This is a genomic window from Brevundimonas sp. (assembly GCF_031412435.1).
Classification (GTDB): Bacteria; Pseudomonadota; Alphaproteobacteria; order Caulobacterales; family Caulobacteraceae; genus Brevundimonas.
This window is the reverse complement of record NZ_JANODA010000065.1, coordinates 41249-55220: the sequence shown is the minus strand read 5'-3', so window position 1 is coordinate 55220 and position 13972 is coordinate 41249. Positions and strand designations below refer to the sequence as shown.

Annotated in this window: 13 protein-coding genes; 5 read left to right on the top strand and 8 right to left on the bottom strand. The window is 68.2% G+C overall.

The features are described 5' to 3' along the window. A partial coding sequence (locus tag RMO01_RS13035; protein ID WP_309629489.1) for a hypothetical protein occupies window positions 1–1304 on the top strand: 1304 nt, incomplete at its 5' end. 17 nt (window positions 1305–1321) lie between these two features. Here RMO01_RS13035 and RMO01_RS13030 read toward each other — a convergent pair. Then, window positions 1322–3133, bottom strand: a complete 1812-nt coding sequence (locus RMO01_RS13030) for a phosphoenolpyruvate carboxykinase (GTP) (RefSeq protein WP_309629488.1) — start codon at window positions 3131–3133, stop codon at window positions 1322–1324. 152 nt (window positions 3134–3285) lie between these two features. Here RMO01_RS13030 and RMO01_RS13025 point away from each other — a divergent pair, with 152 nt between their 5' ends. The 3 genes from RMO01_RS13025 to RMO01_RS13015 are packed head-to-tail and all read left to right on the top strand — an operon-like array spanning window position 3286 to window position 5250. Further along, a complete protein-coding gene (locus RMO01_RS13025) occupies window positions 3286–3984 on the top strand; it encodes a DUF938 domain-containing protein (RefSeq protein ID WP_309629487.1) in 699 nt (232 codons plus the stop codon). A 14-nt stretch (window positions 3985–3998) separates the two neighbouring features. Beyond that, on the top strand, window positions 3999–4490 hold the full coding sequence (locus RMO01_RS13020) for a heme-binding protein (protein ID WP_309629486.1): 492 nt from the start codon (window positions 3999–4001) through the stop codon (window positions 4488–4490). Window positions 4491–4494: 4 nt separating this feature from the next. Then, window positions 4495–5250, top strand: coding sequence for a pseudouridine synthase (locus RMO01_RS13015; RefSeq protein WP_309629485.1), 756 nt, complete (start codon window positions 4495–4497; stop codon window positions 5248–5250). 234 nt (window positions 5251–5484) lie between these two features. Here the strand turns inward: RMO01_RS13015 and RMO01_RS13010 are convergent, their stop codons facing one another. From RMO01_RS13010 to RMO01_RS12990, 5 genes are all read right to left on the bottom strand, one after another. Next, window positions 5485–6897, bottom strand: a complete 1413-nt coding sequence (locus tag RMO01_RS13010) for a dicarboxylate/amino acid:cation symporter (RefSeq protein ID WP_309629484.1) — start codon at window positions 6895–6897, stop codon at window positions 5485–5487. A 65-nt stretch (window positions 6898–6962) separates the two neighbouring features. Beyond that, on the bottom strand, window positions 6963–7601 hold the full coding sequence (locus RMO01_RS13005; protein ID WP_309629483.1) for a glutathione S-transferase family protein: 639 nt from the start codon (window positions 7599–7601) through the stop codon (window positions 6963–6965). A 77-nt stretch (window positions 7602–7678) separates the two neighbouring features. Next, complete coding sequence (locus RMO01_RS13000; RefSeq protein ID WP_309629482.1) at window positions 7679–9532, bottom strand: M56 family metallopeptidase; 1854 nt, start codon at window positions 9530–9532, stop codon at window positions 7679–7681. After that, complete coding sequence (locus RMO01_RS12995; RefSeq protein WP_309629481.1) at window positions 9529–9903, bottom strand: BlaI/MecI/CopY family transcriptional regulator; 375 nt, start codon at window positions 9901–9903, stop codon at window positions 9529–9531. Before RMO01_RS12995 ends, RMO01_RS13000 begins: the two co-directional genes overlap by 4 nt. A gap of 92 nt (window positions 9904–9995) precedes the next feature. Then, window positions 9996–11051 (bottom strand): NAD(P)-dependent alcohol dehydrogenase, encoded by a 1056-nt coding sequence (locus tag RMO01_RS12990; protein ID WP_309629480.1) that lies wholly within the window; start codon window positions 11049–11051, stop codon window positions 9996–9998. A 143-nt stretch (window positions 11052–11194) separates the two neighbouring features. Between RMO01_RS12990 and RMO01_RS12985 the strand changes: the two genes are divergently transcribed. Next, complete coding sequence (locus tag RMO01_RS12985) at window positions 11195–12091, top strand: LysR family transcriptional regulator (protein ID WP_309629479.1); 897 nt, start codon at window positions 11195–11197, stop codon at window positions 12089–12091. Here the strand turns inward: RMO01_RS12985 and trhA are convergent. Then, the gene (gene trhA, locus RMO01_RS12980) at window positions 12088–12753 is read right to left on the bottom strand and encodes a PAQR family membrane homeostasis protein TrhA (RefSeq protein ID WP_309629478.1); all 666 of its coding nucleotides are present in this window, start codon (window positions 12751–12753) and stop codon (window positions 12088–12090) included. The genes RMO01_RS12985 and trhA overlap by 4 nt on opposite strands. 152 nt (window positions 12754–12905) lie before the next feature. Then, complete coding sequence (locus RMO01_RS12975) at window positions 12906–13970, bottom strand: ArsO family NAD(P)H-dependent flavin-containing monooxygenase (protein ID WP_309629477.1); 1065 nt, start codon at window positions 13968–13970, stop codon at window positions 12906–12908. Window positions 13971–13972: the final 2 nt, after the last annotated feature.

Here is a 13972-nt window from a genome sequence, read left to right as displayed (position 1 = left end):
GCAAACTCGTGGCGCACCTCGAGCGGCGACATCTCTACAGCGAGCCGCTGTACCGCTACGCAATCGTACACAATGACACGGCGGTGCTGCGCGAGTGGCTGCGGCATCGGGAGGATTTCCTCGCGCAATGTGGACCGGCCCTCGAGGCGACGCTGGTGCGGATCGATCCGATCGAGCGCCGCGCTTACGAGCACCTCGAGTATTCGCCGCTGGTGAATCAACGCGCCCACCGCGTCGGTGCGGAGAACAAAATCGCGAACACCGTCTTCCGCGGACAATACCAATCCCTGCTCAGCGCGCTCAGCCACAAACCGGCGCTCGAAGCCACGGATGAAATGAGTGTGGTGTATTATCTCTTCCTGCAGGACCGCGTGGAAGAGGCGCTCGCGCGGCTGCGGACGATCAAGCCCGAGCAACTCCCAACGCGGCTGCAGCACGATTACTTCCGTTGCTACGCGGCGTTCTCCGAGATGCAGCTCGCCGAGGCGCGCGGTATCGCGGCGCAGTATGCGGATCATCGCGTGGATCGCTGGCGCAAACTCTTCGCGGAGGTCACGGCACAGCTCGATGAGATCGAAGGCAAAGCGGTGCCGCGCCCCGGCGATCCGCAGCCGAACCGCGAGAATCAGCAAGGCGAGCTGAGCGCGACCGAGCCAACTTTCGACTTCAAGGTCGAGAACCGCAGCATCGCGCTGACTTGGAAAAACGTCGGCGAGGTGGCGATCCATTATTACCTGATGGACCCCGAGTTCTCGTTTAGCTCGAGCCCGTTCGTGTCGCAGGACGCGAGCCGCTTCGCGGTCATCAAGCCGAACAAATCCGCGACGCAGGTTTTGCCCGCCGGGCGCGACGCGCTCGAGATTCCCCTGCCCGCCGACTTCGCCCGCGCCAATGTGCTCGTCGAGGTCGTCGCCGCCGGTCAGCGGAAGGCGCAGGCCTATCTGGCCAACACGCTGAAGCTCGCGCTCGCGGAAAACTACGGGCGCTGCGACGTGCGCGATTCCGCCACCGACAAGGCGCTCAGCCGCGCCTACGTGAAAGTCTACGCGCGGCTGCGCAACGGCACGGTGCGCTTCTTCAAGGACGGCTACACCGATCTCCGCGGACGCTTCGACTACGCGAGCCTGAACAGCAACGAGACCGCGCGCCTCGTGCCGCTGCCGCACGAAGCCGCGAGCACCGGCGGCCTCAACTACCAGATGCTCCGCCCGAACGAACTGAACGAAGTCGAGAAGCTCGCCATCCTCGTCCTCAGCGAAGCGAACGGCGCGACCGTCCGCGAAGTGGCGCCGCCGAGCCAGTAGCGGTCGCGTTTCCCCGCCTACATGCGGCAGATCAGCAACTCGCGCTCGTAGATCATTTCCTTCGGCAGATGCGTGCGGAGGTCGAGGAAAAGTTCCTCGTGATACATGATCTCCTCGCGCCATGCCGCGCGATCGAAGCGCTGGAGCTCCTCGAAGCTCTCCTGCGAAAAGTCGAGGCCGGTCCAATCGATGTCCTCATAGTGCGGCACCCAACCGATCGGCGTTTCCTTGGCGAGGGCGCGGCCATTCGCGCGGTCCACGATCCACTTGAGCACCCGCATATTTTCGCTGAAGCCAGGCCAGAGGAATTTTCCGTCGTCGCCTTTGCGAAACCAGTTCACATGGAAAATGCGCGGCGTCTCGCTGAGCGTCCGCTGCATCGAGATCCAGTGACGGAAGTAGTCGCCCATGTTGTAGCCGCAGAAGGGCAGCATCGCGAACGGGTCGCGGCGCAGGGTCCCGATGGCGTTCTCCGCCGCAGCGGTGCCTTCGGAGGCCACGGTCGAGCCCATGAACACCCCGTGTTCCCAGTCGAAGGCCTCGGTCACCAGAGGCACGGCCGAGGCACGACGGCCGCCGAACAGGATAGCGTCGATCGGCACGCCCCGGGGGTCCTCCCACTCCGGCGCGATGGTCGGGCACTGGGAGGCAGGGGCCGCGAAGCGGGCGTTGGGATGGGCGGCGGGCTCGCCCGAGGCCGGGTCGTGCGGCTGGCTCTTCCAATTGGTCAGCCCCTCCGGGACCTCCTTCGTCAGGCCCTCCCACCAGACGTCCCCATCGGCGGTCAGGGCCGTGTTGGTGAAGACGGTGTTGGTCGCGAGCGTCGCCAGAGCGTTCTGGTTGGTGTTGCGGCTCGTGCCAGGCGCCACGCCGAAGAAACCGGCTTCCGGGTTTACGGCATAGAGTCGACCGTCATCGCCGAAGCGCATCCAGGCGATGTCGTCGCCGATCGTCTCGGCCTTCCAGCCGGGGATCGAAGGCTGCAGCATGGCCAGGTTGGTCTTGCCGCAGGCGCTGGGGAAGGCGGCGGCCATGTATTTGGCCTGACCCTCGGGACTGGTCAGCTTGAGGATCAGCATGTGCTCGGCCAGCCAGCCCTCGTCGCGGGCCATGACCGAGGCGATACGCAGGGCGTAGCATTTCTTGCCCAGAAGGGCATTACCGCCGTAGCCGGAGCCGTAGGACCAGATCTCGCGCGTCTCGGGATAGTGAACGATCCACTTGTCGGCGTTGCAGGGCCAGGGCACGTCGGCCTCGCCTTCCGCCAGCGGCGCGCCGAGGGTGTGGACGGCGGGCACGAAGACCCCGTCCTCGCCCAGCACGTCCAGGGCCGGCTGACCCATCCGGGTCATGATGCCCATGGAGACGGCGACATAGCCGCTATCGGTGATCTCGACGCCGAGGGCGCTGATCTTCGAACCCAGAGGGCCCATCGAGAAGGGCACGACGTACATGGTCCGACCGGCCATGCAGCCGTCAAACAGGCCGGCCATCCGTTCGCGCATCTCGATCGGGTCAGACCAGTTGTTGGTAGGGCCAGCATCCTGTTCGTGCCCGGAGCAGATGAAGGTGCGGCTCTCGACGCGCGCGACGTCGCGCGGATCCGAGGCGGCGTAGTAGCCGCCGGGGCGTTTGGTCTGGTCCAGGGCCTTCAGCGTGCCCTTGTCGATCAGGTCGGCGATGATCGCGGCCTTCTCGGCCTCGGAGCCGTCGCACCAATGGACCCGCGCGGGCTTTGTCAGGGCGGCGATCTGCTCGACCCAGGCGATCAGGCCATGGTGACGGGTCGGCGCCGGGCGAAGGCCCGGGACGGCGGTGCTGGAATCCACGCGAACTCTCCTGATGCGTCGGCCCGGCTGATCTGTCGCCGCCGTGGCCTCTCCCAAATGTTACAAGACCTCACGGGCTGTAACAGCCGCAAAGACACCCGACGCGACGCCACGTCAACCGGCGCAAGATTTCGCCTCCCCTTTGCGCCGACATGCAGGTCCGTGGGCTGAATCCGGTCGCGCGACGGCTCCGGCGGCTGTATCTGCCTTCTGTGCAGACGCTCGATTCCGTTCATACCGCCGCTCCGCAGGGCGCCCTCGCCTCCCCGGCAGTGGCCCGCAACACCGCGCCGATCCTTCAGGTGCTGCGCGCACACCTGCCCGCGCGCGCCCGGGTGCTGGAGATCGCTTCCGGCTCGGGCGAGCACGCCATCGCCTTCGCCCGCGCCCTGCCCGCCACGACCTGGACGCCCAGCGACCCGTCGTCGGAAGCCCGTGCCAGTATCGCCGCCTGGACGGCGGAGGCCGCCCTGTCGAACGTCGCCCCGGCGCTGGCGCTGGACGCCGCCGATCCGGACGGCTGGCCCGAGGTCGACGCGCAGGCCATCTTCTGCGCCAACATGGTCCACATCAGCCCGTGGGCGGCGACTGAGGGATTGATGGCCGGCGCCGGGCGCGTCCTGCCCGATCCCGGCGGCCTGCTGGTCCTCTACGGCCCGTACCGCGAGACCGACGTTCCCCTGGCCCCGTCCAACGCAGCCTTTGACGAGAGCCTGAAGGCCCGCGATCCGGCCTGGGGTCTGCGCGAGCTGGACGCCGTCGTCGCCCTGGCGAGGAGCCACCGTCTGCACCTGACGCGCCGGGTCGAAATGCCCGCCAACAATCTGATGCTTCTTTTCCGCCGCGCCTGACCGGAGTTTCGACCATGAAAGCCCTGATCCTCGCCCTGGCCCTCGCCGCCGTCGCCCCCGCCGGAATGGCCCAGACCCCAACCGGAATCTCCAAACAGGCCAGCCCGCCGTCATACGGCGCGCCGATCTCGCTCGAGGCCGCCGAGGAACTTATCGACCGCGCCGTCACGGCCGCGCGCGCCGGCGGACATCGACTGGCCATCGCCATCGTCGAGCCGAACGGCGAATTGGTCGCCTTCGCGCGCATGGACGACACCCAGTACGGCTCGATCCGGGTCGCGCAGCGCAAGGCCTGGACGGCCGCCCGTTATCGTCTGGCCACTGCGACAATGGAGGAGCGGACCCTGGCCGGCCGCATCGTGACCCTGGCCAACGACGACTCCCTGCCGATCGCGGGCGGCGTTCCGATCGTCGTCGACGGCCATATCGTGGGCGCCATCGGCGTGTCGGGCGCCTCGGCCGCCGAGGACGCCGCCGTCGCGGCCGTCGCCCTGGCGGCCGACTGACGCCTTGGCCTTTTCCCGCACCTATGACGGCGCCGAGCCCAGCCGAATCAACAAATGGCTGGGCCAGACGGGCGTCTGTTCGCGCCGCGAGGCCGACGCCCTGATCGCCGACGGCCTGGTCTCCATCGATGGAGACGTGGTCACCGACGCGGGCCGCAAGATCGAGGCGGGCCAGACCCTGACCCTGTCCGACCGCGCGACGACGGCGCTGGCGGCCGGGGTGACCATCGTGATGCACAAGCCGCTCGGCTATGTCTCCGGGCAGCCCGAGCCGGACAAGATCCCGGCGGTGCGGCTGCTGACCGACGCCAACCGGATCGGCGACGGCGTGACGCCCGCCATCGACGCCTCCCTGCCCCCCATCGGGCGACTGGACGAAGATTCGCGCGGGCTGCTGATGCTGTCCTCGGACGGGGTCGTGGCCAAGGCGGTGATCGGGCCGGAGTCGAAGCTCGACAAGGAATATCTGGTCCGCGTCGCCGGGGACGTGACAGAGAAGAAGCTGAACCTGCTGCGCCACGGCATCATGCTGGACGGGCGTCAGCTGAAATATGCGCGGGTGTCGCGGATGGAGCAGCAGAGGCTGAAATTCATCTTGTCCGAGGGGCGCAACCGCCAGATCCGGCGCATGTGCGAACATGCGGATCTGGATGTTGTTGATTTACTCCGTGTGCGGATCGGGCCGATCCATCTGAACAATCTGCCCGAAGGCGCCTGGCGGATGCTGACCGCCGAGGAGCGGGTGGCGCTGGTCGGCTAAACGGCCAGACTCCGGAATTCAGAGTCCAGATAGTCCCTAGAGTCTCGTTGGCGACGCCCTCCGGACTCCAGAACACAGTCCGAAGCGTCCGGAGAGACCGAAGCGGTCGGATGGTTCGGCTATTCGCCGGCGACGCCGGGTTTCGAGCTGTCAAAGACCTGTGAGCGACGTGGTGCCGACGGGTTCTGAGAACAAGGCGTCAAAAGGAAAATAATCTTAGCGCGTGAGCCCCCCTTAGTCCGCGTCGATCTCCCGCGAGCCTACGGTGACCGACGTCGGCGCACCCGCCAGCGCCGCGTCCAGCCGCTCGCGGTCCAGTCCGCCTTCCCAGCGCGCCACGACGATGGTCGCCACGGCGTTGCCGATGAAGTTGGTCAGGGCGCGGCACTCGCTCATGAACCGGTCGACGCCGAGAATCAGGGCGATGCCCGCGATCGGGACGGACGGCACGACGGCGAGCGTCGCGGCCAGGGTGATGAAGCCGGCGCCCGTCACCCCTGCCGCCCCCTTGGACGACAGCATGGCGACGCCCAACAGCAGGGCCTGCTGTCCCAGGGTCAGGTCGATGCCGCAGGCCTGGGCGATGAAGAGCGCCGCCAGGGTCATGTAGATGTTGGTGCCGTCGAGATTGAACGAATAGCCGAGCGGTACGACCAGACCGACGACGGGCTTGTCGCAGCCCGCCCTCTCCATCTTGTCGATCAGACTGGGCAGGGCCGCCTCCGATGAGGAGGTGCCGAGCACCAGCAGCAGCTCCTCCTTCAGGTAGCGCATCAGCTTGAAGATCGAGAAGCCGTTGGCCCGCGCGACCAGGCCCAGCACCACCACCACAAACAGGGCCGAGGTCAGGTAGAAGGTGGCGACCAGGGCCGCCAGGCTGATCACCGACTCGATGCCGTAACGGCCGATGGTGAAGGCGAACGCCCCGAACGCCCCGATGGGCGCAGCCTTCATCAGAATGGCGACCAGTTTGAAGAAGGCCTCCGAGGTGCTCTCCAGCACCGTCATCACCGGCTTCGCCCGATCGCCGACGGCGGCCAGGGAGATGCCGAACAGGATGGCGAAGAACAGGACCTGAAGGATGTTGCCGCCCGCGAACGCCCCCACGACCGTGTCGGGGATGATGTTCATCAGGAAGCCGACGATGGTGCTGTCGTGGGCGGCGGCGGTGTAGCCCTGGACCAGACCCTGATCGAGCGTCGCCGGATCGACGTTCATGCCTGCGCCGGGCCGGACGACATTGGCGACGACCAGACCGACGATCAAAGCCAGGGTCGAGAAGGTCAGGAAATAGGCGAAGGCCTTGGCCGCCACGGCCCCGACCTTTCCAAGGTCCCTCAGGTGGGCGATGCCGAGCGACACGGTCAGGAAGATGACCGGGGCGATGATCATCTTCACCAGCTTGATGAAGGCGTCGCCCAGCGGCTTAAGGCTCTCGCCGAAGCTCGGCCAGACATGGCCGATCAGGGCGCCCAGGCCGATGGCGACCAGGACCTGGAAATACAGATGCGTCCAGATCGGCTTCTTCGCGGGCGGCGGAGGCGGCGGTTCGACCGCGTCAGGAACGGCGACCCCGGGCGCCGCCTTGATCGCGCGGACCGCTCTTGGCCGAGGTGTGGCAGGGGGCGTCTTTGGAGTGCGGGCCATGCGGGTCTCTTGCGATTCCCGACGACCCTAGCCGAGGCGCGGACGCCCGGCCATGCGAGCGGCCATCAGCCCTCGGCCGGCCGGGTCAGGGTGTAGGGCCTGTAGACCGAAGCGAAGACCGGCATCGCCTCGCAGGCGTCGGCATGGGCGCTCAGGGTCGCGTAGCCCGCCATGTCGAACGCACCCTCCAGCGCCTCGGCGATGAAGCGATAGACTGTGGCGAGGATGACGTCGGCGTGGCTCAGGGTGTCGCCGAACAGCCAGGGGGTGGTGCGCGCGGCCCGCTCCCGCTCCAGCACGGCCAGGGTGTCACCGACCTGGCTGCGGCAGCGCGCGACCCACATGTCCAGCCCCGTCTCGCGGAAGGCCTGCTCGTAGAGAAGGCTGACGCCCTTGTCGGCGACACCGGCGGTCAGGGCCGCCAGCCGCAGCATCTCGCGTCGTTCGGGCCAGGGTCGGTCGAGGCTTGCGGCGGCGGGGCCGACCATCCGGTCCAGGGCTTCAAGGATGACCGTACTGTCGGTCAGGGCGACGCCGTCGTCCATGACCAGCACGGGCACCCGACGCAGCGGATTGTACGGCGCGATAGCCTCCGCATCGCCGAAGGTCGAGAGCGGGGCGTTCTCGTAAGGGACGCCGTACAGGTTCAGCGTTACCGCGACCCGCCTCACGAACGGCGAGTCATATTGACCGATCAGCAGCATCCGTCCCTCCCGAGAAACACCGCTGTCGGCGTAGAGAGAGCGGGCGACCGGGTCCAGCCCGACCGCCCTTCCCGGCTTCAGGCGTCGTCGGCGCGTGCGGCCAGTTCGGCGGCGCGCTGTTCCATGTCTGCAGCCTGACCGGGCATTCTGCGGCCAGCAGCCTGCAGCTCGGCATCGGTGACCGTGTTGCCGCGCGCCGCGTTCTCGCGGATCTGCCGCGCGCGATACGCCGGATCTTCCAGACGGCGGCTCTCCTGTCTCAGTTGCTCGGCGCCGCGACGCATATTCTCCGCGCCCATCCGCATGTTGACGCGGGCGTTGGCGCGGGCCTCGCGGGCGCCGGCCATGGCGACACGGGCCTGGGCCTGGGCGCGTTCGGCGGAGCGGCGCCCCTCGGCGGCGTGGGTCAGGCCGATTTGGCGGGCATGTTCGCCGACAGCGCGAGCGTGGCCGCCGGCGATGCGGACGGATTCGGCGTGGTCGCGCATAACGGCGGCATGGTTGCGGTCGGCCTCGGCGCGAGTGCGGGCGTCTTCAGCGAAGGCGCGTTGCTCTGTGGCGTGGGCACGGGCCTCCATCGCTGCTTGTCGGGCCTCGACGGCGGCCTGGCGGGCTTCTTCGACGTGCTGGCGTTCTTCCGGCGTCAGTTCCTCCCAGCTACGGCCGTTGTAGCTGAAGACATGCTGGCCGTTATAGCTGGGCGGGGCCGGCGGAACGGGCGGCAGAGGCGGCGCCGGCGGCGCAATCATGCTGAAGGGCGCGGGCGGAGCCGGAGGCGCCGGCGGTACGACCATCGCGGGCGGAGCCGGAGGTGCGGGCGGGGCCGGCGGGGCGAACCCGAAGGCCGCGAGATTGAAGAAGCCCCGAGGCGCTTCAACGACCGGAGCGGCGTCCGTCTTCGGCGCGGCCGCCTGGGCGGTCGTGGCAGCGGCCGCGACGGGGGCTGAGGCGGCCTGGGTCGTCTCCGGGCTCCGCGAATGCAGCTCCAGCGCGGCGATCGGGGTGGCCACGGCGACCAGGACGGCGACGGCGGTCAGGATGACGGCCGGACGACGTGCGGGGGACTTGTCGGTCATGAGGTTGGCGATCCTTCGTTTCAGGGAGCGGCCGTCGCCCGCCATCGCGGTCGCGGCCAGGGACGTGATTTGCGGAGCCGGAGCGGCGGCGAGACCGATCAGGGCGCGGGCGTAGGCGTGACGATCCACCTGTCCGACGGCGACGGCGTCGGCCGCCTCCTCAGAGCGTTCGATCAGGCTGCGGTGAAGCACCCAGACCAGGGGATTGAACCAGAACAGGGCGAGGACCAGCCGCGACAGGGCCAGGAACAGCCAGTCGCGGCGACGGATGTGGGCCATCTCGTGGGCCATGACGGCGGCGGCCGTCTGGGGTCGCGCGAGGGTGGCCGGGTCGATCAGGACAGCGCCCGGCGGCAGGCCCCAGCTGAGCGGGCTGGTGATCCGGTCGCTGGATTTCAGCTCCGGCCGGGCCGCGGGCGCGAGGGTGCGCAGGGCCTCGGTCCAGACCTCGGCCTTCACGGGTTCGCCCGCCTCGGTCCAGCGCGACAGGGTCCAGACGCCCGCGGCGAACCGGCCGGCGACGATCAGGGCCCCGACGGTCCAGACCAGAGCCAGGGTCTGGCCCAGCGACGGCAACAGCAGGGAGCCGGAGACGGTGACGCCTTCAACCGGCTGCAGGTCGCCGCTCCACAGGGCGAGCGGAGGAGCGGTCTGGGCGGCGGCGGGCAAGAGGGCGAAGCTCAGCGCCGGGCCGAAGGTCATCAGCACCGGCAGGGCCAGCAGGATGCAGACGGTGGCGCGCAGCACATCGACCCGGTCCACGGCGCCGCGAGCGACAGTCGCGGACAGGGCCAGGCCAAGGGCGGCGACGACCGACGACTTGGCCAGCAGGGCGACCAGAAGCGCGGCGCTCACTGGTCCCGCTCCCGGGCGGCGTCGAGCAGCTTTTCGAGGGCCTTGATCTCGGAGGGCTTCAACGGCTCGCCCATGCCCAGAAGGGCGGTGGCGGCGCTGGCGGCGGACCCGGCGAAGAAGGTGTCGACCATCCGCTTCAGGGCGCCGGCGGCGACGGTCTCGGTGCGGGGAACGGGCCGATAGTCGAACCCGTCCCCGCCCGCCGAACGCGACACCAGCCCGCGATCTTCCAGTCGCTTCAGCAGGGTTCGGACGGCGGAATCGCTCAAGGTATCGGGCATGGCCGCGCGCACGGCGGCGGCGGTCGCGACCTCCAGACGACAGAGGAGTTCGAACACCTCTCGTTCCCGCCTCGGCAGCCCCTCGATCATGACCCGTCTCCGCTACATTTGTAGCGTTACATATGTAGCGGATTGAGGCGGGATTGGGGCGGCGAAGATGAAGCTTTGGAAAGGCGTCGGCTTCAGGCGGCCGGGCCGTCCAGCGACGCCATGTCGATGACGAAGCGGTAGCGGACGTCGGACTTCTCCATCCGATCGAAGGCGTGGTTGATCTCGTCCATGCGGATCATTTCGACGTCGGGGTGGATGTTCTTCTCGGCGCAGAAGTCCAGCATCTCCTGGGTTTCGCGGATGCCGCCGATGGGCGAGCCCGAGACGCGGCGACGCGCCATCAGCAGAGGCAGGGTCGACATCTCTTCCATCGGACCGAGCTGGCCGACGATCACGAGCGTGCCGTCGATGTCGAGCAGCGGCATGTAGGGGTTCAGGTCATGCTTGACCGGCACGGTGTCGATGATCAGGTCCAGACTGTTCGCCGCCGCCTTCATCGCCGCCCTGTCGGACGAGACCAGCAGGGCGTGGGCGCCGAGTTCCTTCGCATCGGCCTCCTTGTCGGCCGTCCGGCTGAGGACCGTGACGTGGGCGCCCAGACCGGCCGCCAGCTTGACCGCCATGTGGCCGAGGCCGCCCAGGCCGATGACGCCGACGCGGCTGCCTGCCTTGACGCCCCAGGTCTTGAGCGGCGACCAGGTCGTGATGCCGGCGCACAGCAGGGGCGCGGCCCTGGCGATGTCGAGCGCGTCCGGCACCGACAGCACGAACTCCTCGCGCACCACCAGATGCTTGGAATAGCCGCCGTAGGTCGGCTCGCCGGTGATCCGGTCCTTGCCGTTGTAGGTCTGGGTGTTGCCGTGGCGGCAGAGCTGCTCCTCGCCCTTGTCGCACTGGTCGCAGTGCTGGCAGGAATCGACCATGCAGCCGACGCCGACGCGGTCGCCTTCCTTGAACTTCGTCACCCCGGGGCCGACGGCGGTGACGACGCCGATGATCTCGTGGCCCGGCACGATCGGATAGGATGAGAAGCCCCAGTCGTTGCGCGCCTGGTGCAGGTCGGAGTGGCAGACGCCGCTGTACAGGATCTCCAAGGCGACATCGTTCGCGCGCAGCTCGCGCCGGTCGAACTCCCATGGGGCCAGCGGCGAGGTGGTGGAATGGGCGGCGTAACCGATGGTCTTCATGGGGCGGGTCCTTGAACGGCTGGCGCGGCGACGGCGCCCCCAGGTCTGGAAGGCACCGTCCCGTCGATGACGCCAGAATAGGCCGCGACACCGCATCCGATTACCCGCTATAATCGGCATGATCCTATGAATGGAGATCATGAATGAAGCGGGACGAACTTGGCGACCTCGCCGCCTTTCTGGCCGTCGCCGAGGAGCGCAGCTTCACCCGGGCCGCCGCGCGCCTGGGCCTGTCGCAGTCGGCGCTGAGCCACACGATCCGGCGTCTGGAGGCGCGTCTGGGCCTGCGCCTTCTGCTACGCACGACCCGCAGCGTCGCCCCGACCGAGGCGGGAGAACGGCTGGCCGAGGCCTTGCGTCCGGCCTTCGACGGCATCGACGCCCGGATCGAGGCCCTGAGCGCCCTGCGCGACCGACCCTCCGGAACGATCCGCATCACTGCCGGGGAGCATGCGGCCCAGACCGTGCTCTGGCCCGTGCTGGAGCGGTTCCTGCCCCTCTATCCCGACGTCCGGGTCGAGATCGCCACCGACTACCGGATGATCGATCTGGCCGAGGGCCGGTTCGACGCCGGCATACGGCTGGGCGAGCATCTGGCCGAGGACATGATCGCCGTGCCGATCGGACCCGACATGCGAATGATCGTCGTCGGTTCGCCCGCCTATTTTGCGACCCGCCCGGTCCCGCAGACGCCGCACGACCTGACGGCCCACGCCTGCGTCAACCTGCGCCTGCCCACGCGCGGCGGCCTCTATGTCTGGGAGTTCGAAAAGGACGGCCGGCCGCTGAACGTCCGCGTCGACGGGCCGCTGATCGTCAACGACATGGACCTGATGGTCTCCGGCGCGCTCGGCGGGGTCGGCCTGGGCATCGTCATGGAGGACCAGGTCACGGCCGAGGTCGCCGACGGCCGGTTGATCCGGGTGCTGGAGGACTGGTCGCCGCCGTTTCCCGGCTATCACCTCTACTACCCCAGCCGCCGCCAGCCGACGCCGGCCTTCACGGCCCTGATCGATGCGTTGAGGTATCGACGACCCTAGTGGTTGGTGGTCAGGACGACGCCGACGAGCACGGCGGCCCAGTGCACGCTAGCTGCGGCGACGACGTGGCCATGCCAGATGGCCCGGAACCACTTCAGTTTCTTGCGTACATAGAAGACCGCGCCGGTCATGTAGAGCGCCCCTCCGATGGCCAGCAGCAGCAGGGCGATCCATGAGCCGTGGGCGACCATCGGCTGGAAGGCGATCACCACCAGCCAGCCGAGCGCCATATAGACCGCGACCCACAGGCCCTTGCCGATGCCCGGCAGGAACAGCTTGCCCACGGCGCCCAGCGTCGCCAACCCCCAGACGGTACCGGTCATCGCCCAGGCCCAGGCGCCTTCCAGGTTGTGCGTCGTGAACGGGGTGTAGGAGCCCGCGATCATGAGGAAGATGCCGGCGTGATCGAGCCTGCGCAGCAGCGGCCGCCACTGGGGCTTGGCGAAGTTGTAGGCGGTCGAGAAACCCAGCATGGCCAGCATGCCGAGCGCATAGACGCCGACCGCGAGGACCAGCCCCATATCGCCCCGCGCGACCGAGAGGCCCAGCAGGACGCCGCCGCCGAACAGGGCGAAGGTCAGTCCGGTCAGGTGAACGACCAGATCCGCGCATTTCGCGCGGGGCGTCGGATAGTGGCGGGGCGGCAGGTTCTGTGTCGTCATGGCTTCAGCCTGGCAGGAAGACGATCCCGTGTCGCCTCTTCGCAGGAGCATGCTTCAGCGAAATGGACGAAATGGGGCGAACCTCCCCGCCGGGGCTCCGTTCACGTCGACCTGAAGGTGCGTACCGGCTTGCGCAACAGAATATCGGCCAGCTAGGCGATTTTCACAGCTGCGATGATCGATCCTGCGTACTCCCGCGCAGTCCTGCCCGACCCAATCAGCGTGGCCGAGGCCGCACCCGTCCAGTCGCCATACCCATGCAACCAGAGTCGCGGCTCCCGGCAGGCACGCCCTTGCCGGACATCGATCCGGCCATTGGCTTCGACCAGATCGAGCGGACGCAGATGATCAAGCGACGGGCGAAAGCCGGTGCACCAGATGACCGCGTCGATCGGTTCTTCCGTCCCGTCGGCCCAGCGCACTCCGTCGATGGTGAACCCGGTGAAAGGCCGGCGCGTCGCCAGAAGGCCGAGATCCCGTGCCTTCCTGACGGGCGGAACGGCGACGATGTCACCGAAGCCGCCTTCAAATTCGGGGACCGGCCGCCCCTCCCGCTCGGCTTTCAGACGGGCCGTCGCACGCTCGAACAGGACGCGTCCATCGACGTCATCGGGCAGGAAAACCGGTTCGGTCACCGTGATCCAATCGGCCGTCGCTATCGGCGCGATCTCGGCCATGATCTGGGCTCCGGAGTTGCCTCCTCCAACGACCAGCACACGTTGTCCTGCAAAGGCGTCGGGTCGCCGGTAAGCGGCGGAATGCAACTGCAGCCCTTGATAGGTCTCCAGACCGGGGTAGGCCGGCGTGAATGGAGCGCTCCAGGTTCCCGTGGCGCTGACGACGACGCGACCGCACCACGCCACGCCGCCCGCAGCGACACGAAGTCTGTCGCCGTCGCGCGTCACCGCGAGCACCCGGATAGGTCGGCGCACATCAAAGCCGTATCGCGCCTCATAGGCGGCAAGGTAGTCGACCACTTCAGTCCGCTGCGGAAACCCCGTCGCCGACATCGGCCACCCGGGGAGTGAACTCCAGCCCGCCGGTGAGAACAGCCGCAACGAATCCCACCCATGACGCCAGGCGCCCCCCGGTTGCGGCTCGGCGTCGAGAATGACGAAGTCGACCTCCGCCCGCCTCAGATAGTAGGCCAGCGAAAGGCCGGCCTGGCCGCCGCCGATGATGACGACGTCACGATTACGGTCGTCATTCACTCTCATGG

What these genes read in the sequence shown, in the direction of transcription:
- RMO01_RS12995 (WP_309629481.1), bottom strand. Translation starts at nt 9,903, where the DNA reads ATGATCGAGGGGCTGCCGAGGCGGGAACGAGAGGTGTTCGAACTCCTC.
- RMO01_RS12990 (WP_309629480.1), bottom strand. Translation starts at nt 11,051, where the DNA reads ATGAAGACCATCGGTTACGCCGCCCATTCCACCACCTCGCCGCTGGCC.
- RMO01_RS13010 (WP_309629484.1), bottom strand. Translation starts at nt 6,897, where the DNA reads ATGGCCCGCACTCCAAAGACGCCCCCTGCCACACCTCGGCCAAGAGCG.
- trhA (WP_309629478.1), bottom strand. Translation starts at nt 12,753, where the DNA reads ATGACGACACAGAACCTGCCGCCCCGCCACTATCCGACGCCCCGCGCG.
- RMO01_RS12975 (WP_309629477.1), bottom strand. Translation starts at nt 13,970, where the DNA reads ATGAGAGTGAATGACGACCGTAATCGTGACGTCGTCATCATCGGCGGC.
- RMO01_RS13005 (WP_309629483.1), bottom strand. Translation starts at nt 7,601, where the DNA reads ATGCTGCTGATCGGTCAATATGACTCGCCGTTCGTGAGGCGGGTCGCG.
- RMO01_RS13025 (WP_309629487.1), top strand. Translation starts at nt 3,286, where the DNA reads ATGCAGGTCCGTGGGCTGAATCCGGTCGCGCGACGGCTCCGGCGGCTG.
- RMO01_RS12985 (WP_309629479.1), top strand. Translation starts at nt 11,195, where the DNA reads ATGAAGCGGGACGAACTTGGCGACCTCGCCGCCTTTCTGGCCGTCGCC.
- RMO01_RS13020 (WP_309629486.1), top strand. Translation starts at nt 3,999, where the DNA reads ATGAAAGCCCTGATCCTCGCCCTGGCCCTCGCCGCCGTCGCCCCCGCC.